Annotated in this window: 21 protein-coding genes and 1 other annotated feature; all 21 genes read right to left on the bottom strand. The window is 50.0% G+C overall.

What is annotated here, in order from left to right; genetic code table 11:
• Positions 1-2: 2 nt before the first annotated feature.
• The gene (rpsC, locus tag L1F29_RS31320) at positions 3-671 is read right to left on the bottom strand and encodes a 30S ribosomal protein S3 (protein ID WP_258385889.1); all 669 of its coding nucleotides are present in this window, start codon (positions 669-671) and stop codon (positions 3-5) included.
• Between the two features lie 13 nt (positions 672-684).
• Positions 685-1,020 carry a 50S ribosomal protein L22 gene (rplV, locus tag L1F29_RS31325; protein ID WP_258385890.1) on the bottom strand — a complete coding sequence of 112 codons (336 nt, stop codon included), beginning with the start codon at positions 1,018-1,020 and terminating at the stop codon, positions 685-687.
• A gap of 43 nt (positions 1,021-1,063) precedes the next feature.
• Positions 1,064-1,345: a 30S ribosomal protein S19 gene (rpsS, locus tag L1F29_RS31330; RefSeq protein WP_258385891.1), complete on the bottom strand. Its 282-nt coding sequence runs from the start codon at positions 1,343-1,345 to the stop codon at positions 1,064-1,066.
• Positions 1,346-1,408: 63 nt separating this feature from the next.
• A complete protein-coding gene (gene rplB / locus L1F29_RS31335) occupies positions 1,409-2,239 on the bottom strand; it encodes a 50S ribosomal protein L2 (protein WP_258385892.1) in 831 nt (276 codons plus the stop codon).
• 59 nt (positions 2,240-2,298) lie between these two features.
• A complete protein-coding gene (rplW, locus tag L1F29_RS31340; protein WP_258385893.1) occupies positions 2,299-2,589 on the bottom strand; it encodes a 50S ribosomal protein L23 in 291 nt (96 codons plus the stop codon).
• Positions 2,589-3,212, bottom strand: coding sequence for a 50S ribosomal protein L4 (rplD, locus tag L1F29_RS31345; protein WP_258385894.1), 624 nt, complete (start codon positions 3,210-3,212; stop codon positions 2,589-2,591). Before rplD ends, rplW begins: the two co-directional genes overlap by 1 nt.
• Before the next feature lie 27 nt (positions 3,213-3,239).
• Positions 3,240-3,863: a 50S ribosomal protein L3 gene (gene rplC / locus L1F29_RS31350; protein ID WP_258385895.1), complete on the bottom strand. Its 624-nt coding sequence runs from the start codon at positions 3,861-3,863 to the stop codon at positions 3,240-3,242.
• A gap of 41 nt (positions 3,864-3,904) precedes the next feature.
• The gene (gene rpsJ, locus L1F29_RS31355; protein WP_005544556.1) at positions 3,905-4,213 is read right to left on the bottom strand and encodes a 30S ribosomal protein S10; all 309 of its coding nucleotides are present in this window, start codon (positions 4,211-4,213) and stop codon (positions 3,905-3,907) included.
• A gap of 573 nt (positions 4,214-4,786) precedes the next feature.
• The gene (tuf, locus tag L1F29_RS31360) at positions 4,787-5,977 is read right to left on the bottom strand and encodes an elongation factor Tu (protein ID WP_258385896.1); all 1,191 of its coding nucleotides are present in this window, start codon (positions 5,975-5,977) and stop codon (positions 4,787-4,789) included.
• 128 nt (positions 5,978-6,105) lie between these two features.
• On the bottom strand, positions 6,106-8,181 hold the full coding sequence (fusA, locus tag L1F29_RS31365) for an elongation factor G (protein ID WP_258385897.1): 2,076 nt from the start codon (positions 8,179-8,181) through the stop codon (positions 6,106-6,108).
• Positions 8,182-8,210: 29 nt separating this feature from the next.
• Positions 8,211-8,681 (bottom strand): 30S ribosomal protein S7, encoded by a 471-nt coding sequence (gene rpsG, locus L1F29_RS31370; protein WP_204822527.1) that lies wholly within the window; start codon positions 8,679-8,681, stop codon positions 8,211-8,213.
• Between the two features lie 71 nt (positions 8,682-8,752).
• On the bottom strand, positions 8,753-9,172 hold the full coding sequence (gene rpsL, locus L1F29_RS31375; RefSeq protein ID WP_204822526.1) for a 30S ribosomal protein S12: 420 nt from the start codon (positions 9,170-9,172) through the stop codon (positions 8,753-8,755).
• A 134-nt stretch (positions 9,173-9,306) separates the two neighbouring features.
• Positions 9,307-9,537, bottom strand: a complete 231-nt coding sequence (locus L1F29_RS31380) for a ribosomal L7Ae/L30e/S12e/Gadd45 family protein (protein ID WP_258385898.1) — start codon at positions 9,535-9,537, stop codon at positions 9,307-9,309.
• Positions 9,538-9,805: 268 nt separating this feature from the next.
• Complete coding sequence (gene rpoC / locus L1F29_RS31385) at positions 9,806-13,423, bottom strand: DNA-directed RNA polymerase subunit beta' (RefSeq protein WP_258385899.1); 3,618 nt, start codon at positions 13,421-13,423, stop codon at positions 9,806-9,808.
• 84 nt (positions 13,424-13,507) lie between these two features.
• The gene (rpoB, locus tag L1F29_RS31390; protein WP_258385900.1) at positions 13,508-17,071 is read right to left on the bottom strand and encodes a DNA-directed RNA polymerase subunit beta; all 3,564 of its coding nucleotides are present in this window, start codon (positions 17,069-17,071) and stop codon (positions 13,508-13,510) included.
• A gap of 378 nt (positions 17,072-17,449) precedes the next feature.
• A complete protein-coding gene (locus L1F29_RS31395; RefSeq protein ID WP_258385901.1) occupies positions 17,450-18,052 on the bottom strand; it encodes a class I SAM-dependent methyltransferase in 603 nt (200 codons plus the stop codon).
• Positions 18,053-18,234: 182 nt separating this feature from the next.
• Positions 18,235-18,594: a 50S ribosomal protein L7/L12 gene (rplL, locus tag L1F29_RS31400; protein ID WP_258385902.1), complete on the bottom strand. Its 360-nt coding sequence runs from the start codon at positions 18,592-18,594 to the stop codon at positions 18,235-18,237.
• Positions 18,595-18,666: 72 nt separating this feature from the next.
• On the bottom strand, positions 18,667-19,164 hold the full coding sequence (rplJ, locus tag L1F29_RS31405; protein ID WP_258385903.1) for a 50S ribosomal protein L10: 498 nt from the start codon (positions 19,162-19,164) through the stop codon (positions 18,667-18,669).
• Positions 19,165-19,223: 59 nt separating this feature from the next.
• Positions 19,224-19,380, bottom strand: a sequence feature (ribosomal protein L10 leader region).
• 17 nt (positions 19,381-19,397) lie between these two features.
• On the bottom strand, positions 19,398-20,090 hold the full coding sequence (gene rplA, locus L1F29_RS31410; protein ID WP_258385904.1) for a 50S ribosomal protein L1: 693 nt from the start codon (positions 20,088-20,090) through the stop codon (positions 19,398-19,400).
• Positions 20,091-20,227: 137 nt separating this feature from the next.
• On the bottom strand, positions 20,228-20,653 hold the full coding sequence (rplK, locus tag L1F29_RS31415) for a 50S ribosomal protein L11 (protein ID WP_204822519.1): 426 nt from the start codon (positions 20,651-20,653) through the stop codon (positions 20,228-20,230).
• A 93-nt stretch (positions 20,654-20,746) separates the two neighbouring features.
• Positions 20,747-21,280 carry a transcription termination/antitermination protein NusG gene (gene nusG / locus L1F29_RS31420; protein ID WP_020620124.1) on the bottom strand — a complete coding sequence of 178 codons (534 nt, stop codon included), beginning with the start codon at positions 21,278-21,280 and terminating at the stop codon, positions 20,747-20,749.
• Between the last annotated feature and the right edge of the window lie 4 nt (positions 21,281-21,284).

The raw sequence follows: 21,284 nt of genomic DNA on the forward strand, positions 1-21,284 counted from the left end.
GATTAGTTGCCTCCTTCCTGGGGAGCTGCTGCTTTCTTCTTCGACGGAAGGATTTCACCGCGATAGATCCATACTTTTACGCCAATGCGGCCGTAAGTCGTATGAGCTTCAGCTGTGCCGTAGTCGATATCAGCGCGCAGCGTATGAAGCGGAACCGTACCTTCGCTGTAGCCTTCCGTACGTGCGATCTCCGCACCGCCCAGACGTCCGCTGACCGATGTTTTGATCCCTTTAGCACCTGAACGAATTGTCCGTTGAATCGATTGTTTCATCGCACGACGGAACGATACGCGGCGCTCAAGTTGTTGCGCAATGCTTTCCGCAACAAGAATTGCGTCCAATTCCGGATTTTTGATCTCGGAAATGTTGATGTGAATCTTTTTGCCTTTGGAGATTTTTGCGAGTTCCGTACGCAGGTTCTCAACCTCGGAACCGCCTTTACCGATTACCATCCCCGGTTTAGCTGTATAAATCGTAACGTTCACGCGATTAGCGGCACGCTCGATTTCGAAACGCGAAACAGCCGCATCTTTCAACTTGTTTTTCAAGTACTCGCGGATTTTCACGTCTTCCATAAGCAGATCGCCAAAGTCTTTGCCTGCGTACCATTTGGATTCCCAATCACGGATAATACCGATACGAAGACCGACTGGATTTACCTTTTGACCCACACGTTTTCCCTCCTTATTTTTCGGATACCACCAATGTGATGTGGCTGGTTCTTTTGTTGATCCGGCTAGCACGACCCATCGCACGAGGACGGAAACGTTTCATTGTAGGACCTTGGTTTACGTAAACCTGAGAGATAACCAGCTTATTCACGTCCAGCTGGTAGTTATGCTCCGCATTCGCTATGGCCGAGTTCAGCAATTTCTCTACGATTGGAGATGCCGACTTTGGCGTATGGCGCAAGATCGCGATCGCTTCGCCTACTTGCTTGCCGCGGATCAAGTCCACAACGAGCTGGGCTTTGCGGGGTGCAATGCGCACGTGATTAACACTCGCTTTTGCTTGTTGCATGGATGTACCTCCTTTCGTTCATGAGAACTTATCAAATAGCCGATTAACGACGGCCCGTTTTCTTGTCATCGTCACCATGGCCTTTATAAGAGCGAGTTGGTGCGAATTCGCCAAGCTTGTGTCCAACCATATCTTCCGTTACATAAACCGGCACATGCTTGCGTCCATCATATACCGCGAATGTGTGACCGATGAATTGTGGGAAAATAGTCGAACGGCGGGACCAGGTTTTAACGACAACCTTTTTATTCGACTCGTTCAGATCCTCAACTTTTTTCAGCAAGTATCCGTCAATAAACGGACCTTTCTTCAAACTGCGACCCATAGATGATCCTCCCTTCACGAAACATCGCGCGACAGGCGTCACGCGGCGGCGTCTATGCGCCTATTACTTCGTACGACGACGAACAATGTATTGGCTCGATGCTTTTTTCTTCTTGCGCGTTTTGTAACCAAGCGTTGGTTTGCCCCATGGAGACATAGGCGATTTGCGACCGATTGGCGCACGGCCTTCACCACCACCATGTGGGTGATCGTTCGGGTTCATGACGACGCCGCGAACTTCAGGACGCTTGCCCATCCAACGGTTACGGCCGGCTTTACCGATTTTCACGAGTTCGTGATCTTCGTTGCCTACAGAACCGATTGTTGCACGGCATTTCTTCAGGATGCGACGAACTTCGCCGGAAGAAAGGCGAATAACTGCGTAGTCGTCCTCTTTACCTAGAAGTTGAGCTTCCGTACCGGCAGCACGAACCAATTGTCCGCCTTTGCCCGGCTTCATCTCAATGTTGTGGATAACCGTACCGACTGGAATGTTCTCCAGAGGCATCGCGTTGCCGATTTTGATGTCGGAACCAACGCCGGATACGATTTTGTCGCCCACTTTCAAGCCTTTTGGTGCGATGATGTACCGTTTTTCGCCATCCACATAGTTGATAAGCGCGATGTTCGACGTACGGTTCGGATCATACTCAATCGTTGCTACTTGACCAACGATGCCGTCCTTGTTCCGTTTGAAGTCGATAATCCGGTACTTACGTTTATGGCCGCCACCATGATGGCGAACCGTAATTTTACCTTGGTTGTTGCGGCCAGCTTTTTTGAAAAGCGGCGCCAGAAGCGATTTCTCCGGTGTGCTTGTCGTAATTTCCTCGAATGTCGAGACGGACATTGCACGGCGGGCCGGGGAAGTCGGTTTATACTTCTTGATTGGCACTTCGATTCCCTCCTTAACCGTTATCTAACGGTAGTTCTCGGTCAGAGCTTCAACCGTTATTAAACCGTCTCGAAAAATTCCAGCTCGTTGCTGTCCTCGCTCAGTTGAACGATCGCTTTTTTCCATTCGGTTGTATATCCGTTATAGCGGCCATAGCGCTTTGGCTTAGCCGGCATAAGCATTGTGTTGACTTTCGTCACTTTAACTTTAAAGATCTGTTGGATCGCGTCTTTGATTTCGGTTTTGTTCGCGCGAATGTCCACTTCGAACACATAACGCTTGTTCGCCATGAAATCGCTCGTTTGTTCCGTAATAATCGGGCGCTTGATAAGATCGCGTGGGTTCTTCATTACGCAAGCACCTCCTGTACTTTCTCTACTGCATCCTTGGTAATAATAAGTTTGTCATGTACCATGACATCCAGAACATTAATGCCATCAGCTGCGACGAACTTAACTCCTGGGATGTTGCGAGCGGACAAAGCTACGTTATCTTCGTAGTTAGCCGTAACAACAAGCGCTTTGCTTCCTACTTTGAGGTTGTTCAAAATAGCTGCAAATTCTTTTGTTTTCGGTGCCGCCAACGCCAACTGGTCAAGTACGATAAGGTTATTATCGATTACCTTGGAAGAGAGAGCGGATTTGATCGCCAGACGGCGAACTTTCTTAGGAAGCTTGAAGCCATAGCTGCGTGGTACCGGTCCAAAAACCGTACCTCCGCCAACCCATTGCGGGGAGCGGATGCTACCTTGGCGAGCACGACCCGTACCTTTTTGTTTCCAAGGCTTACGGCCGCCGCCACGAACCTCAGAGCGACCTTTAGTCTTGTGCGTACCTTGACGCTCTGCAGCTTGCTGCAGCAGTACTGCGCTATGCAATACATGAACGTTCGGCTGAATGCCAAACACGTTCTCGGACAATTCCAATTCGCCAACTTGCGAACCGTTCACGCTTAATAGTGCTACTTTCGGCATTGCTTGTTCCTCCTTTCTTCAGAGCAATTATTTCTTAACTGTCAATCTCACTTTAACGTAAGAGTTTTTCGGACCTGGGATCGCACCTTTAACGAGCAGTACGTTGCGATCAGCATCGACGCGTACGATTTCAAGGTTTTGAATCGTAACCGTCTCATTACCCATGTGACCCGGAAGTCTTTTGCCTTTTGGAACGCGGTTTGCTTGAATCGAGCCCATGGAGCCAGGACCACGATGGTAGCGCGAACCGTGAGACATTGGACCGCGGCTTTGGTTCCAACGTTTAATGTTACCTTGGAATCCTTTACCCTTCGAAATACCTGTTACGTCAACGAATTCGCCTGCTGCGAACAGATCAGCTTTTACTACTTGGCCAACCTCAAATTCAGCAGCGTTGATACCGCGAATCTCACGAACGTAGCGCTTAGGTGCTGTTTCAGCTTTTTTCGCATGGCCGATTTCCGGCTTCGTTGCGTTCTTTTCTTTCTTATCGGAGAAACCAAGTTGAATAGCTTCGTAGCCATCGTTCTCTTGGTCTTTCTTTTGAAGGACGACGTTCGGGCCTGCTTCGATAACCGTAACCGGGATCACGTTGCCTTCAGCCGTGAACACTTGCGTCATTCCTAGTTTTTTTCCTAAGATACCTTTCATGTTGACACCTCTTTTCCTTTCCAGTTTCCGTTATGCTTGCCTTACAGTTTGATTTCGATATCTACACCGGATGGCAGATCGAGTCGCATTAATGCATCTACCGTTTGCGGCGTTGGGTTCACAATATCGATCAAGCGCTTGTGTGTGCGCATTTCGAATTGCTCCCGAGAATCCTTGTACTTGTGTACAGCGCGCAGAATGGTGATGATTTGCTTTTCAGTCGGAAGCGGAATCGGTCCCGACACGCCTGCACCGGATCGTTTCGCAGTTTCCACAATTTTCTCTGCGGACTGGTCAAGAATTCTGTGATCGTACGCTTTCAAGCGTATACGAATCTTTTGCTTTGCCATATAAGTCCCTCCTTCTAACGCCCAATTATTTATCGGACATACTCCGCGGGAAAACCCGACACAGCCCCTCATGGCAAAGGAGCCGGGTGTGTCGACAACCTCTCGCATCATCGCAACGTCACAGACCAACGTTCACTATTATATCTAAAACAGAAGGCGAATGCAACAAGTAATTTAGGCTTGTTTCAAAAAACATCTTGATTGTTCACGTCAGGACGCACAGCTCCCAAGCAGATCTTCGTCCACAGCCATGTACGGACCCGCTCATGTAATCGGATTAATGATCAATGCCGCGAATAAGCTGTCAGCTAACAGGTCTTTATCACCTTATCAGCTTTCTCCTTCATACCGGGTCAAATGCGTTCCTTCTATTATTATAGAAGAAACACATTCCGGGCAAACCTCAAATAATAGAAATTGTATCCTAGCAAGAAGATCCGCTGACGCCTTCATTGGCATTGGACTGTTTTCATCCCACAGAAATATCGAGTAAGATTCCGGTATCTTCTTGAGTTATAAAGAAAGCCCCCACCGTAAGGTGAGGGCTTTGAATGCGGCTAAAGCCGCAATTCATTATTTTTGGATGGAAGCAACTGCGCCAGCGCCTACTGTACGTCCGCCTTCGCGGATAGAGAAGCGCGTGCCATCTTCCAGTGCGATTGGAGCGATCAGTTCAACCGTTACTGTGATGTTGTCGCCTGGCATAACCATCTCAGTGCCTTCTGGCAGGTTGATGATGCCCGTAACGTCCGTCGTACGGAAGTAGAACTGTGGACGGTAGCCTGTGAAGAAAGGCTTGTGACGGCCACCTTCTTCTTTAGTCAGAACGTAGATTTGAGCAGTGAAGTTCGTGTGAGGCTTAACCGAACCTGGCTTCGCAAGAACTTGTCCGCGCTCGATGTCTTTACGATCTACACCACGAAGCAATGCGCCGATGTTGTCGCCAGCTTGAGCGGAGTCAAGCAGCTTACGGAACATTTCAACGCCCGTAACAACAGATTTGCGGCTTTCTTCAACAAGACCGATAATTTCGATCTCGTCCGATACTTTAACTACGCCACGCTCAACACGGCCAGTCGCAACTGTACCACGGCCTGTGATTGTGAACACGTCCTCAACTGGCATAAGGAACGGTTTTGCAACGTCGCGCTCTGGAGTTGGGATGTAAGTGTCGATTTGCTCGAACAATTCAACAACTTTGTCAGCCCACTCGCCATCTGGGTTAGCAAGAGCTTCACGAGCTGCACCACGGATGATTGGCGTGTCATCGCCTGGGAATTCATATTCGCTGAGAAGGTCGCGAACTTCCATTTCAACCAGTTCAAGCAACTCTTCGTCTTCAACCATGTCGCATTTGTTCAGGAATACGACGATGTAAGGAACGCCTACTTGGCGGGAGAGCAGGATGTGCTCGCGCGTTTGTGGCATTGGGCCGTCAGCTGCGGATACGACGAGGATAGCGCCGTCCATTTGAGCTGCACCCGTAATCATGTTTTTAACGTAGTCGGCGTGACCTGGGCAGTCAACGTGAGCATAGTGACGGTTAGGCGTCTCATACTCTACGTGGGATGTCGAGATCGTGATACCGCGCTCGCGCTCTTCTGGCGCTTTGTCGATTTGGTCGAATGCGATAGCTGCTCCACCGTATCTTTTGGAAAGAACAGTTGTGATGGCAGCCGTCAGCGTTGTTTTACCATGGTCAACGTGACCGATTGTACCGATATTAACGTGCGGTTTATTACGTTCAAATTTAGCCTTAGCCATTGAACTTCTTCCTCCTTAATATAAAGAAATGTTTATGTGATCGGCCGGATGCGGCTCACTTCTAAAAGGTAGCCGAAATCCGCCCAATATACAACTTATAATAGATTTCCGATCGAAAGAATGCTTAATTAAGCACCTTTAGATTTGGAAATGATGTCCTCGGAAATCGACTTCGGTACTTCTTCATAGTGCGAAAGCTCCATGGAGAATACACCGCGGCCTTGTGTACCGGAACGCAACGTCGTCGAGTAACCAAACATCTCGGCCAGAGGCACCTTAGCACGGATAATAAGCGCACCATGGCGCGAATCCGAACCTTCGATGCGACCGCGACGGGAACTCAGCATACCCATTACGTCGCCCATGTACTCTTCAGGCACGCTGACTTCAACTTTCATGATTGGCTCAAGCAATACTGGGTTACACTTATCTTTAGCCGCTTTAAGGGCCATAGAACCAGCAATTTTGAACGCCATCTCGTTGGAGTCAACGTCATGATAGGAACCGTCGAAGATTGTTGCTTTGATGTCAACCAGAGGGAAGCCAGCAAGAACACCATTCTTCATCGACTCTTCGATACCTGCTTGAACCGGAGCAATGTACTCACGTGGAACCGATCCGCCGACAACTTTGTTTTCAAAGAGGAAACCAGTGCCTGGCTCTTGCGGTTCAAACTCGATCCAACAGTGTCCGTATTGTCCGCGACCGCCGGATTGGCGAACGAACTTGCCTTCGACCTTCGCAGCCGTACGGAACGTCTCACGGTAAGCAACCTGCGGTTTACCAACGTTCGTTTCGACTTTGAATTCGCGAAGCATACGGTCTACTAGAATCTCAAGGTGAAGCTCACCCATACCTGCGATGATGGTTTGACCGGTTTCTTCATCGGTGTGCGCACGGAAAGTTGGATCTTCCTCCGCCAGCTTCTGAAGAGCGATACCCATCTTGTCTTGGTCGGCTTTTGTTTTAGGCTCAACCGCAAGCTGGATAACCGGCTCAGGGAAGTTCATCGATTCAAGAATAACCGGGTTTTTCTCATCGCACAAGGTGTCGCCCGTTGTCGTATCCTTCAGACCGACTGCTGCTGCAATATCGCCTGAATATACTTCTGTGATCTCTTGACGGCTGTTTGCATGCATCTGGAGAATCCGGCCGATACGCTCACGTTTGCCTTTCGTCGAGTTCACAACGTACGAACCGGAGTTAAGAATACCGGAGTATACGCGGAAGAACGTCAACTTACCAACGTAAGGATCTGTCATGATTTTGAATGCAAGTGCCGAGAACGGCTCATCGTCAGAAGATTTACGTACGGCCTCTGTTCCGTCTTCCAGCGTACCTTTGATGTCTGGAACATCAATAGGAGCTGGCAGATAATCAACAACGGCGTCAAGCATAGACTGAACACCTTTGTTGCGGTAAGAAGATCCGCAGACAACCGGGAAGATTTTCACTTCGCATACGCCTTTACGCATTGCTGCTTTCAGCTCAGGGATCGTGATTTCTTCACCTTCAAGGTATTTCATCGTGAGCTCTTCATCGAGCTCAGCGACTTTCTCAACGAGTTCAAGACGAAGCTCTTCAACTTTATCTTTGTACTCGTCAGGAATTTCGATTTTTTCCGGAGCTTTGCCCAGATCGTCTTTGTACTTATAAGCGACACGTTCAACGATGTCGATCATACCTACGAAGTCGCTCTCGGCTCCGATCGGAAGTTGGATTGCAACGGCATTCGCTTGCAGACGCTCGCGCATGTCTTTAATAACATTCAGGTAGTCTGCACCGATGATGTCCATCTTGTTGACGTATGCGATCCGCGGAACGCCGTAACGGTCAGCTTGACGCCATACCGTCTCGGATTGCGGCTCTACGCCTTCTTTCGCACTGAAAACCCCAACGGCCCCGTCCAATACACGCAGGGAACGTTCAACTTCTACTGTGAAGTCAACGTGCCCCGGGGTGTCGATAATGTTGATGCGGTGACCATTCCACTGTGCAGTCGTCGCGGCCGACGTAATCGTAATGCCGCGCTCCTGCTCCTGCTCCATCCAGTCCATCGTAGCTGCACCTTCGTGCACCTCGCCGATTTTGTGGGTACGGCCTGTATAGAACAGAATCCGTTCGGTAGTGGTCGTTTTACCCGCGTCAATATGCGCCATAATCCCGATATTACGCGTATTTTTCAAGGAGAACTCTCTTGCCATGATTATGTCTCCTTTCGTCTATGCGAATCCTACCAACGGTAGTGTGCGAATGCTTTGTTAGCTTCCGCCATCTTGTGTGTATCTTCGCGTTTCTTAACAGAAGCGCCTGTGTTGTTGGATGCATCTAGAATTTCTGCTGCTAGACGCTCTTCCATCGTTTTCTCCCCGCGGTTACGCGAGTAGTTCACGAGCCAACGAAGACCTAGTGCCGTACGGCGCTCAGGCTTAACTTCGATTGGTACTTGGTAGTTAGAACCGCCTACACGGCGAGCTTTAACCTCAAGTACAGGCATGATGTTCTTGATGGCTGCTTCAAACACTTCCATTGGATCTTTGCCCGAACGTTCATTGATAAGCGTGAACGCATCGTACAAAATAGTTTGGGCAACGCCGCGTTTACCGTCGATCATGATGCGGTTAATCAAACGTGTTACAAGCTTGCTGTTATACAGCGGATCCGGCAGCACATCGCGTTTTGGTACTGGACCTTTGCGTGGCATGAGGGTGTCCCCCTTTCTCAATTATTCACTTTGATGTTCATGGCAATACTCTAGTTGAGGACTGCTATGTCTTATTTCTTAACTTTAGCGCGTTTCGTACCGTATTTCGAACGGGATTGCTTACGGTTGTTTACGCCAGCCGTATCGAGCGCACCGCGAACGATATGGTAACGAACACCCGGAAGGTCTTTAACCCGGCCGCCACGAATCAAGACGACACTGTGCTCCTGCAAGTTGTGTCCGATACCTGGAATGTAGGCTGTGACCTCAACTTTGTTCGTCAGACGAACCCTTGCGTATTTACGCAATGCGGAGTTTGGTTTCTTCGGCGTCATCGTACCTACACGCGTGCATACACCGCGCTTCTGTGGAGCGCTAATGTCAGTTGCTTCGCGTTTCAGTGCGTTGAACCCTCTTTGCAATGCCGGCGATTTCGATTTAACGACTTTCGCTTCACGGCCTTTGCGTACTAGCTGATTAATTGTTGGCATACTGCCACCTCCTTCCTGTAATGAAAAGCGCTTGTTACATCATGAGGCTGTTTATAAGCCCACAGATCCAGGCGGTTCATAAAGAAACAAACGAATGTTTTCACCGCTTCTTCCCCGGTAAAAACGACAGCTCTTTATTTGATTTCCGGTATGACCGCGGCCATGGCAGCTCCGACTTCGATACCGCAGGTTTCCCCAAGGTTCTTCATCGTATCAATCCAGGTGATCGGTACGCCCGCCTGTTCGCAAAGCTGGACAATATTGTCCTTCATACGCGGATCTGCATCTTGTGCAACGTAGACTTCAATGGCTTTCTTCTGCTCCACCATCTTAGCCGTCTGTTTACTACCAATCATAAAGTGCATGATATCCCTTCCTCCCAAGTCAAGAACGCTGCTGCTAACGTGCTTTCTGTTCTGATTTGTACAAGCTCAGGGGTCATGCCAATAGGCACACTTCGATATAGTAGCACTTCGCCCAACAACATGTCAAGCAAGTTTTATATCTGAATTTGTAAATCATAACTTAGACCAGATGTTTAATACGGAAGAGCAGGACAACGGCCCTCAATGAGGGCCGCGTCACTACTAGCTCCAGGCTTCTATCCTAGGATGAGATGCCATTTCCGATGACTTATGATTCTACCGGTACCGTCTCAGCTTCCTGCATAGTTTCCAACTCTTCTTCCATGCCAGCTAGACGAATACTGCGGTAACGGTTCATCCCTGTTCCTGCCGGGATGAGCTTGCCGATAATAACATTCTCTTTCAGGCCGAGCAATTGGTCCACTTTCCCTTTGATCGCTGCATCCGTAAGGACGCGAGTCGTCTCTTGGAAAGAAGCTGCCGACAAGAAGGAGTCTGTTTCCAGCGACGCTTTCGTAATCCCCAGCAATACCGGTTTGGCAACAGCAGGCTCAAGACCTGACAGGATCGCTTCACGGTTAGCTGCCTCGTATTCATGAATATCCACGAATGCTCCAGGGAGCAGAGTCGTATCTCCCGCGTCCACGATGCGGATTTTACGAAGCATTTGCTTGATCATGACTTCAACGTGCTTATCGTTAATTTCAACGCCCTGGTTCCGGTAAACGCGTTGAACTTCTTGCAGAATATAGTTCTGAACGCCACGGATCCCTTTGATGCGCAGCATATCCTTCGGATCGATCGATCCGTCGGTAAGCTCATCGCCTGCTTCAATATGTTGACCTTTAATGACGCGAATTCTGGAGCCGTAGCTAACCGGATACACCTTGCTCTCCGCTTCGCCTTGAACTTCAATTTCGCGGCGGTCTTTCGCCTCGCGAATATCTTTAATTACGCCGTCAAGCTCGGTAATGATCGCTTGACCTTTCGGATTACGCGCTTCGAAGAGCTCTTGAATACGCGGCAAACCTTGCGTAATATCGTCTCCGGCGACACCGCCGGTATGGAATGTACGCATCGTAAGCTGTGTTCCCGGCTCACCGATCGATTGAGCGGCAATAATGCCGACAGCTTCCCCGATCTCAACATGCTTGCCGGTAGCAAGGTTACGTCCGTAACAAATTTTACATACGCCATGTCTCGCGCGGCAGCTCAGTACGGAACGGATTTGTAGCTTCTCCACTCCGGCTTCGATGATCGCTTCCGCCCTGCTCGAATCGATCAACTCGCTGCGGTGAACGATAACTTCGCCCGATTCCGGATGACGGATCGTCTCGAACGAGTAGCGGCCTTCGATACGGTCATACAGATCCTCGATAACCTCTTTGCCATCTTGGATTTTGCTGACCATGAAGCCTTTATCCGTACCGCAATCGTCCTCACGAACGATCACGTCTTGAGCTACGTCTACCAGACGCCGTGTCAGGTAACCGGAATCCGCTGTACGCAGCGCCGTATCGGCAAGACCTTTACGGGCACCGTGCGTCGAGATGAAGTACTCGAGAACGGTTAGTCCTTCACGGAAGTTCGATTTGATCGGCAACTCGATAATACGTCCGGACGGGTTGGCCATCAGCCCCCGCATACCGCCAAGCTGTGTAATCTGCGATTTGTTACCCCGCGCCTTGGAATCCACCATGAGCATGATGGAGTTATAGCGATCCATCGATTTCATGAGGACATCGGTAATTTTATCTTTCGTCTGGCCCCAAATATCAATGACGCGGTCATACCGTTCTTCGTTGGTGATAAGACCACGACGATATTGGTTGGTGACCACCTTGACTTTGTCTTCAGACTCTTTAAGAATTTCCTGCTTCTCCTGCGGTACGATAACGTCCGAGACGGCAATCGTAATGCCTGCACGTGTCGAGTACGTAAATCCGAGCTGCTTGATGCGGTCGAGCGTAATCGACGTTTGAGTCGTTTCGTAGATACGGAAAACCTCTGCAATAATATAGCCCAGGTATTCCTTACCGACACCGCCAACAATAGGGATTTCCTGCATAAAGCTTTGCAGATCCGCACCCTTTTTCGTGACGAAGTATTTGGACGGCGTTCCATAGAGCAGATTGGCTTTGCTCGGCTCATTGATATAAGGGAACGTTTCCGGGAAAATTTCATTGAAAATGATTTTGCCGACTGTCGTCAACAGTAACGATTGCTGCTGCTCCTCGGTAAAGGTGACTTTCTTCAGCACTTTGACCGGAATAAATACGCGAGCATGCAGGGATACAATTCCGCGTTGGTAAGCAGAAATCGCTTCGTTTATATTTGCGAATACGGAGCCGCTGCCCTTCGCTTCTTTGTTATCCATCGTCAAATAGTAGCTTCCCAGAACCATATCCTGAGAAGGCGTAACGACCGGCTTGCCGTCTTTCGGGTTCAAGATGTTCCCGGAAGCGAGCATCAGCAGACGCGCTTCTGCTTGCGCTTCAGCCGACAGCGGAACGTGAACAGCCATCTGGTCGCCGTCGAAATCCGCGTTGTACGCGGTACAAACAAGCGGATGAAGCTTGATAGCGCGCCCTTCAACCAGAATCGGTTCAAACGCTTGAATACCGAGACGGTGAAGCGTAGGGGCGCGGTTTAGCAGTACCGGATGCTCTTTGATGACTTCTTCGAGGACATCCCATACTTCAGGGCTAACGCGCTCGACCTTGCGCTTCGCGCTCTTGATGTTATGAGCCAAGCCCTTGTTGACGAGCTCTTTCATGACGAAAGGTTTGAACAGCTCGAGCGCCATTTCTTTCGGCAGCCCGCACTGATACATCTTGAGGCTCGGACCGACGACGATAACGGAACGGCCGGAGTAGTCAACCCGTTTACCCAACAGGTTCTGACGGAAGCGACCTTGCTTCCCTTTCAGCATATGGCTAAGCGATTTGAGCGGACGGTTGCCCGGGCCCGTTACCGGACGGCCGCGGCGGCCGTTGTCGATCAGAGCATCGACGGCCTCTTGCAGCATCCGCTTCTCGTTCTGCACGATAATGTCTGGAGCGCCCAGATCGAGCAGACGCTTCAGACGATTGTTCCGGTTAATGACCCGACGATACAGATCGTTCAAGTCGGAGGTTGCAAAGCGTCCGCCGTCCAGCTGGACCATCGGACGAAGCTCCGGCGGAATAACCGGCAGGACATCCAGAATCATCCAGCCCGGCAGGTTGCCGGAATTACGGAACGCTTCGATAACTTCCAAACGCTTGATAGCACGGTTACGACGCTGTCCTTGAGCGGTTCTCAGCTCTTCTCTAAGCGTTTCGAGCTCACGCTCGACGTCGATGTCCTGCAGAAGCTTCTTGACGGCTTCCGCACCCATCCCCGCTTGGAAACCGTAGCCGTACTTCTCGCGGTAGCTGCGGTATTCCTTCTCGGACAATAGCTGCTTCTTCTCGAGCGGCGTATCCCCTGGATCCGTTACGACATAAGATGCAAAATAGATAATCTCTTCCAGCGAACGGGGCGACATATCGAGTGCTAGCCCCATCCGGCTTGGAATTCCTTTGAAATACCAGATATGCGATACTGGCGCGGCAAGCTCGATATGCCCCATCCGTTCGCGGCGAACCTTCGCCCGTGTTACTTCCACGCCGCAGCGGTCGCAAACGACGCCTTTGTAACGTACGCGTTTATATTTGCCGCAATGGCACTCCCAGTCCTTCGTCGGCCCGAAGATTTTTTCGCAGAATAATCCTTCCTTCTCAGGCTTTAGCGTCCTGTAGTTGATCGTTTCCGGTTTCTTAACCTCACCGCGCGACCAAGAACGGATTTTATCTGGCGATGCTAATCCAATCTTCATGTACTCGAAGTTGTTCACGTCCAACAAGGAGCAACCCTCCTTCGCTTATGGTTCACTTGTGTCAAGCCTGATTCGAAACATCAACTGCTATGCTGCATCCGTACATGTATGTTACTCGACGCCAACCTCTGATCCTTCAAGGTTCAGATTCAGCTTATCGCTCTGACCATCGTCTTCGTCGTCCATTTCCTTCATTTCGATCTCTTCCTCGTTCTCGGTCAGGATCTTGACGTCCATACCCAAGCTCTGAAGCTCCTTGATCAAAACCTTGAACGACTCAGGAACGCCCGGCTCCGGCACGTTCTCGCCCTTGACGATCGACTCGTACGTCTTCACGCGGCCGACGACGTCATCGGATTTAACGGTAAGAATTTCTTGGAGCGTATAGGCTGCGCCATATGCCTCCAGAGCCCAAACTTCCATCTCCCCGAAGCGCTGTCCGCCGAACTGCGCTTTACCGCCCAGCGGCTGCTGGGTAACAAGCGAGTAAGGACCTGTGGAACGGGCATGGATTTTGTCGTCGACCATATGCGCCAGTTTGATCATGTACATGACGCCTACGGTAACTTCGCGCTCAAACTCTTCACCGGTCCGGCCGTCGTACAGGACGGTCTTACCGTTACGCTGCATACCGGCTTCTTCCATCGTATCAAATACGTCGTACTCACGAGCGCCGTCGAATACAGGCGTTGATGAGTGGATACCCAGATGCTTACACGCCATACCCAAGTGAACCTCGAGAACCTGACCGATGTTCATACGCGACGGTACGCCCAATGGGTTTAGGACAACTTCAACAGGCGTGCCATCCGGCAGGAACGGCATATCCTCTTCCGGCAAAATTCTGGCGATAACCCCTTTGTTACCGTGACGTCCCGCCATTTTGTCGCCTTCGGAAATCTTACGTTTCTGAGCAATGTAAGCACGTACGAGCTGGTTAACGCCAGGAGGCAATTCATCGCCGTTCTCGCGTGTGAACACCTTCACATCCACGACGATGCCATCCGTACCGTGAGGCACCCGCAACGAGGTATCCCGTACTTCGCGCGCTTTCTCGCCGAAGATGGCGTGCAGCAAGCGTTCTTCAGCCGTCAGCTCCGTCACGCCCTTAGGCGTTACTTTACCGACCAGAATATCTCCGGCGCCAATTTCAGCGCCTACGCGGATAATGCCGCGCTCGTCTAGATTGCGGAGCGCTTCTTCCCCGACGTTCGGGATATCGCGTGTAATTTCTTCGGGACCGAGCTTCGTATCCCGGGCTTCGGACTCGTATTCCTCGATGTGAATGGAAGTGTACACATCTTCTTTGACGAGCTTCTCGCTTAGCAGAATAGCATCCTCGTAGTTGTAGCCTTCCCACGTCATGAACGCAACGACGACGTTGCGGCCAAGGGCTAATTCGCCCATCTCGGTGGAAGGACCGTCCGCGAGAATATCGCCCTTCTTGACTACATCCCCTTTACGGCAAAGCGGCCGTTGGTTGATGCACGTACCTTGGTTGGAACGCATAAACTTATGAAGCTTTTGCTTGATCAGATCGCCGGTAACCGGCTTTCCGTCTATAATCTCTATACGACGCAGCCAAATTTCATTAGCGGATACGCGTTCAATCACACCATCATATTTAGCGACGATACATACGCCAGAATCTTTCGCTGACTTATGCTCCATCCCGGTGCCGACAAGCGGAGCCTTCGGTATAAGAAGAGGAACCGCCTGCCGCTGCATGTTCGATCCCATCAGCGCGCGGTTGGAGTCATCGTTCTCGAGGAACGGAATGAGCGCCGTCGCAACCGATACGACCTGCTTCGGCGATACGTCCATATAGTCGACGCGGTCGCTAGGCATGGTCAGGATGTTATCCGCCTGTTTGTTGTAACGGACGATTACGGCATCCTCGGCAAATTTGCCTTCCTCGGTCAGTTCCACGTTCGCTTGCGCAATAACGTAGTTATCCTCTTCATCTGCCGTCAGATAAGCAATCTGCTCACTTACGATTCCGGTCTTCGGATCAACCCAACGATATGGCGCTTCGATGAAGCCATATTCGTTAATTCGCGCAAAGGTCGACAACGAGTTGATCAGACCAATGTTCGGACCCTCCGGCGTCTCAATCGGACACATACGGCCATAGTGAGAGTGGTGAACGTCACGAACTTCGAAGCCTGCGCGCTCCCGCGTCAAACCGCCGGGTCCGAGAGCGGATAAACGGCGTTTATGCGTCAATTCAGCCAACGGATTCGTTTGGTCCATAAACTGCGAGAGCTGCGAGGAACCGAAGAACTCTTTAATCGATGCGATAACCGGACGAATGTTGATCAACGCCTGCGGTGTAATGGCATTCGCATCCTGAATCGACATCCGCTCGCGCACGACGCGCTCCATACGGGACAAACCGATGCGGAACTGATTCTGCAGCAGCTCGCCTACGGAACGCAGACGGCGGTTGCCCAAGTGGTCGATGTCGTCCGTGCTTCCGACACCATGCAGCAAGTCGATGAAGTAATTGATCGACGAAATGATGTCAGCCGGCGTAATATGCTTCACGCCTTTATCAATCACGCCGTTCGCAATCACCTTGATTACTTTTCCATCTTCTGTCGGCGAGAATACACTGATTGCCTGAAGTGGAATACTATCGGCATCAAGAACGCCGTTCGCAACGTGATACGTCTTGAAACCGACATTCTTCTCAAGATGCGGCAAAATTTCATCCAACAGGCGGCGGTCGATCATTTGCCCAGCTTCGGCAATAATTTCCCCGGTTGCCGGATCAACAAGCGTTTCCGCCAATTTCTGATTGAACAATCTGTTCTTAATGTGAAGCTTTTTGTTTATTTTATATCGACCGACATTCGCCAGGTCATAACGTTTTGGATCGAAGAAACGGGCAACCAGCAAGCTCTTCGCGTTATCTAACGTCGGCGGCTCGCCCGGACGCAGCCGTTCGTAGATCTCAATCAACGCCTTCTCCGTCGAATCGGTGTTGTCCTTATCTAACGTGTTGCGGATATATTCATCGTGGCCAAGCAGGTCCAGAATCTCCGCATCGGTGCCAAAACCGAGTGCGCGAAGCAGAACCGTTACAGGTATCTTCCGCGTGCGGTCAATACGGACATAGATAATGTCCTTCGCATCGGTTTCAAGCTCCAACCATGCGCCGCGGTTCGGAATGACCGTAGCCGTGTAATTTTTCTTGCCGTTCTTATCCACTTTCGTACTGAAGTACACGCTAGGTGAGCGAACCAATTGGCTGACAATAACCCGTTCCGCACCATTAATAATAAAGGTGCCGGTCTCGGTCATCAGCGGAAAATCGCCCATGAACACTTCTTGCTCTTTCACTTCGCCGGTTTCTTTGTTGATAAGCCGAACCTTAACCCGCAGCGGTGCCGCATAAGTTACGTCACGCTCTTTCGAATCATCAACCGAATATTTCGGCTCGCCAAGCGAGTAGTCGATAAACTCGAGCATCAAATTACCTGTAAAATCCTGAATCGGCGAGATGTCCTGGAAAAGCTCAAGCAAATCCTTCTCCAAAAACTTCTCATACGATTTTTGTTGGATTTCAATCAGGTTCGGAACTTCGAGCACCTCCTCGATACGAGCATAGCTCCTGCGCGTGCGCCGACCATACTGAACAAGTTGTCCTGCCAACTTAACCTCACCCCTCATGTCTGCTTCACAGAAAAATGAACAATGCATGCTTTCCGGCAGGCGCAAACCACCTGCAGTTAAGGAACCGCAAGCCTTTGCGCACGTAAACGGATCGAGTGTAGAGCATGCAAAGTCTGATTCAATAAAGAAAAGCCCTTATCGAAGATTCGAAAAAAGAGCATGTTTCTGTCTGTCGCTTCGCGTCAATAGACCAAAATCCCATATTAAGTACTTTTGCCCAAAAACTAAACATTATACGTCAAATCCGCATTTCTTATTCGCGAAAAATAACGCTTGACATTTTAGTTGGCTAAAGAGATTGATCCCATTCTAATACTGACATTTTATAATGATATCATATTCGAAATGTCAAGTCAACCAATCGTTTTCGATTTCTTAAGCTTTCTTTTGTGCGCGGAAGATACGATACCCCTTGTCTTTCGTCATTTCATCCACCCGGTCGAACAACGTGCTCAGCTTCGCTTCCGCTGATGGAGCGCCTTGCTTCTTCTGAATGACGATCCACATATAGCCGCCTGGCCGCAGTAATTCCGCGCCTTCTTCAAAAATTTGATGCACGACGGCTTTGCCGGCCCTAATCGGAGGGTTCGTTACAATGACATCAAAGCGTTGATCCTTTACCCGTTCATACAGATCGCTCTGCAGTACCGTTATATTCGTCACCGCATTCAGCACCGCATTTTCTTGCGCCAGCTGCACAGCCCGTTCATTAATATCGATCATCGTGATATGACCTGCAGGATTCATCTTGGCCGCCGTAATCCCAATTGCGCCATACCCGCACCCTACATCGAGAACCTGCGCTCCCGGAGCAAGCTCGAGCGCTTCGACCAATACGCGGCTTCCGTAATCAACGCCGGACTTTGAGAAAACCCCTTTGTCGGTAATGAACCGCAGCTTGATGCTTCGAAGCACAGTCTCGTGAATTTGACGATCCGACTTGACAACCGGTGATTTCGAATAATAATGATCCGCCATCGTTTTATCCTCCATCTCGCAACAATAAACCCGCGTCGTATTTGACAGCTTATAGGCACTATACGGCGTACGTTTTCAGCTACGAATGATACTACCGCCTTTATCTTGGCGCATATTTCAATAAAGCGAACCCCTTGAAGCAGACGCTTCAAGGGGTTCGTTGCATGATACTCAGAAGAGAATTACTTTACTTCTACGGAAGCGCCTGCTTCTTCAAGTTTAGCTTTGATTCCTTCTGCATCTTCTTTGCTTACTTTTTCTTTGATTGCCTTCGGTGCGTTGTCAACAAGGTCTTTTGCTTCTTTCAGGCCAAGACCTGTGATTTCGCGAACAACTTTAATAACGTTGATTTTCGAAGCGCCAGCGCTGTTCAGAATTACGTCGAATTCAGATTGCTCTTCAGCAACTGCTGCGCCGCCAGCTGCTACTGCAACTGGTGCTGCTGCTGTTACGCCGAATTCTTCTTCGATTGCTTTAACGAGATCGTTCAGTTCAAGAACGTTCATGCCTTTGATGGCTTCCAAGATTTGCTCTTTGCTCATGGTTAAACCTCCAGTAAATTTGTTTGATTTAATTGGTTCATGAAGCGGTTTATGCTTCGGATAAAATACGTCTTAAGCTTCCTTCTGCTCAGCCACTGCTTTAACAGCAAGGGCGAAGTTGCGCATAGGCGCTTGCAGGACGCTGAGGAGCATGGAAAGCAAACCATCGCGCGATGGCAGCTCAGCCAATGCTTTGATCTCACTTGCATTATAAACGTTACCTTCAACAACGCCGCCTTTAAGTTTCAGTGCTTCGTTCTTCTTGGCATAATCGTTGAGGATCTTAGCCGGAGCAACTGCGTCCGTGTTGCAGAATGCAACTGCAGTCGGTCCTGTCAGCACTTCATGCAATTGTTTCAGTTCAGCACTGTCAGTCGCACGGCGTACGAGCGAGTTTTTCAGTACTTGAAACTCTACTCCCGCTTCGCGCAGCTGTTTACGAAGTTCCGTCACTTGCGCAACGTTCAAACCACGGTAGTCTGCAACAACCGTGCAGGAGCTTTCGCGGAATTTTGTAATGATTGTTTCAACGGCTTCTTGCTTGCCTTGAATAATCTTTGCGTTTGCCAATTTGTACACCTCCCGTTATTTACTCGACATCCCGTTTCAAGCAATGAATTCCTTCATCCGCGATGCATGAGAAAGGCCTTCGCGGATGTAGCGAAGGCCATGATGGTTCGTTGTTCGTCTGCCGAAGGCAGCGTCACAAACACTTTATCATAACACCTCGGTAGGAAATTAAGCCTTGATGGCACCTACTGTCTACGGTATGCGTATTCGAATGTCAATCGATCGTATCTCTCTTAGCGGAATACAACTGCGTTCACGCGAGCGCTTGGGCCCATCGTGGAGGATACGGCGATGTTCTTCAGGTAAATTCCTTTAGCAGCAGCTGGTTTAGCACGGTTCAGCGCTTCGATCAGGGAACGAAGGTTTTCGTTCAACTGCTCGGCAGTGAAGGATACTTTACCAATTGGCGCGTGAATTTGTCCTGCTCTGTCAAGACGGTACTCAATCTTACCGGCCTTGATTTCTTTAACCGCTTTGGAAACGTCGAACGTTACGGTACCCGCTTTAGGGTTCGGCATAAGACCTTTACCGCCGAGAATACGTCCGAGCTTACCAACTTCAGCCATCATGTCCGGCGTAGCGACGCAAACGTCGAACTCGAACCAGCCTTGTTGGATTTTGTTGATCACATCAGCATCGCCGACAAAGTCAGCGCCAGCTGCTTCTGCCTCTTTCGCTTTCTCGCCTTTTGCAAAAACGAGTACGCGTTGAGTTTTGCCTGTGCCGTGCGGAAGTACGACAACCCCACGCACCGCTTGGTCTTGCTTCTTCGGATCTACGCCGAGACGCACAGCCGCTTCAACTGTTTCGTCGAATTTCGCCGATGCGGCTTTCTTCACGAGCTCGATCGCTTCTGCAGCTTCGTAAGTCGCTTCAGGGTTGATCAGCTTCGCGGCTTCTTGATACTTCTTGCCGTGTTTAGCCATTGATAGTCTCCTCCTTATGTGGTTTTAACGGAAATTCCCCTATCGGAGATCCTCCCACCGGCACGGAACGCGAATCGTTCCGTCCGTTAAAGCAACGCCTTCTAGCGTGTCTCTAGCATGTGACGATTGCCGCCCGATTAGTCTTCGATGACAACGCCCATGCTGCGAGCAGTACCTTCGACCATACGCATTGCCGCTTCCACGGATGCAGCGTTCAGGTCAGGCATTTTGGTTTCTGCGATTTCGCGAACTTTGTCACGTTTCACAGTAGCGACCTTCTTCTTGTTCGGTTCGCCTGACCCTTTGTCAATCTTCGCAGCAACGCGAAGGAGAACAGCAGCCGGTGGCGTTTTTGTTTCGAACGTGAAGGAACGGTCTTCAAACACGGTGATCACAACCGGAATAATCAATCCGGCTTGGTCGGCTGTACGAGCGTTAAACTCTTTACAGAACGCCATGATGTTTACACCCGCTTGACCCAGAGCAGGACCGATCGGCGGAGCCGGATTCGCTTTGCCTGCAGGAACTTGCAGTTTAACTAACTTGATGACCTTTTTTGCCATGTTGCACACCTCCTTGCCGTAGTAATCCAATGATCAGAAATAGACGGATCTATCCCGACCACCTACCCCTGAGGGGCTGCCCGGAAACCGGATTTATATCTTCTCCACCTGAGTATAATCCAGCTCAAGCGGGGTTTCCCTGCCAAACATATTAACATGTACCTTCAGTTTGCTCTTGTCTAGCAGAATTTCTTCTACCGTGCCGACAAAGTTAGCGAATGGACCTACTTTTACGCGGACGGTTTCTTTCAGATCGAACTCGATCTTCGGCTTCGGTTCCTCCATACCCATATGCTTGAGGATTTGCTCCACTTCATCGGGCAATAGCGCAGTCGGTTTCGAGCCGGATCCGGTCGATCCTACGAATCCAGTCACGCCTGGCGTATTACGAACGACATACCAGGAATCATCGGTTTGAACCATCTCCACCAGGACGTAGCCGGGGTAAACTTTACGCATGACGGTTTTTTTCTTGCCGTCTTTGTTTACCACTTCTTCTTCCATCGGAACGAGAACGCGAAAGATCTTATCTTCCATGCCCATGGATTCAACCCGCTTCTCGAGGTTGGCTTTCACCTTGTTCTCATAGCCAGAGTAAGTATGCACAACGTACCATCTTTTTTCCATAACA

This window comes from Paenibacillus spongiae (genome assembly GCF_024734895.1).
GTDB lineage: Bacteria > Bacillota > Bacilli > Paenibacillales > Paenibacillaceae > Paenibacillus_Z > Paenibacillus_Z spongiae.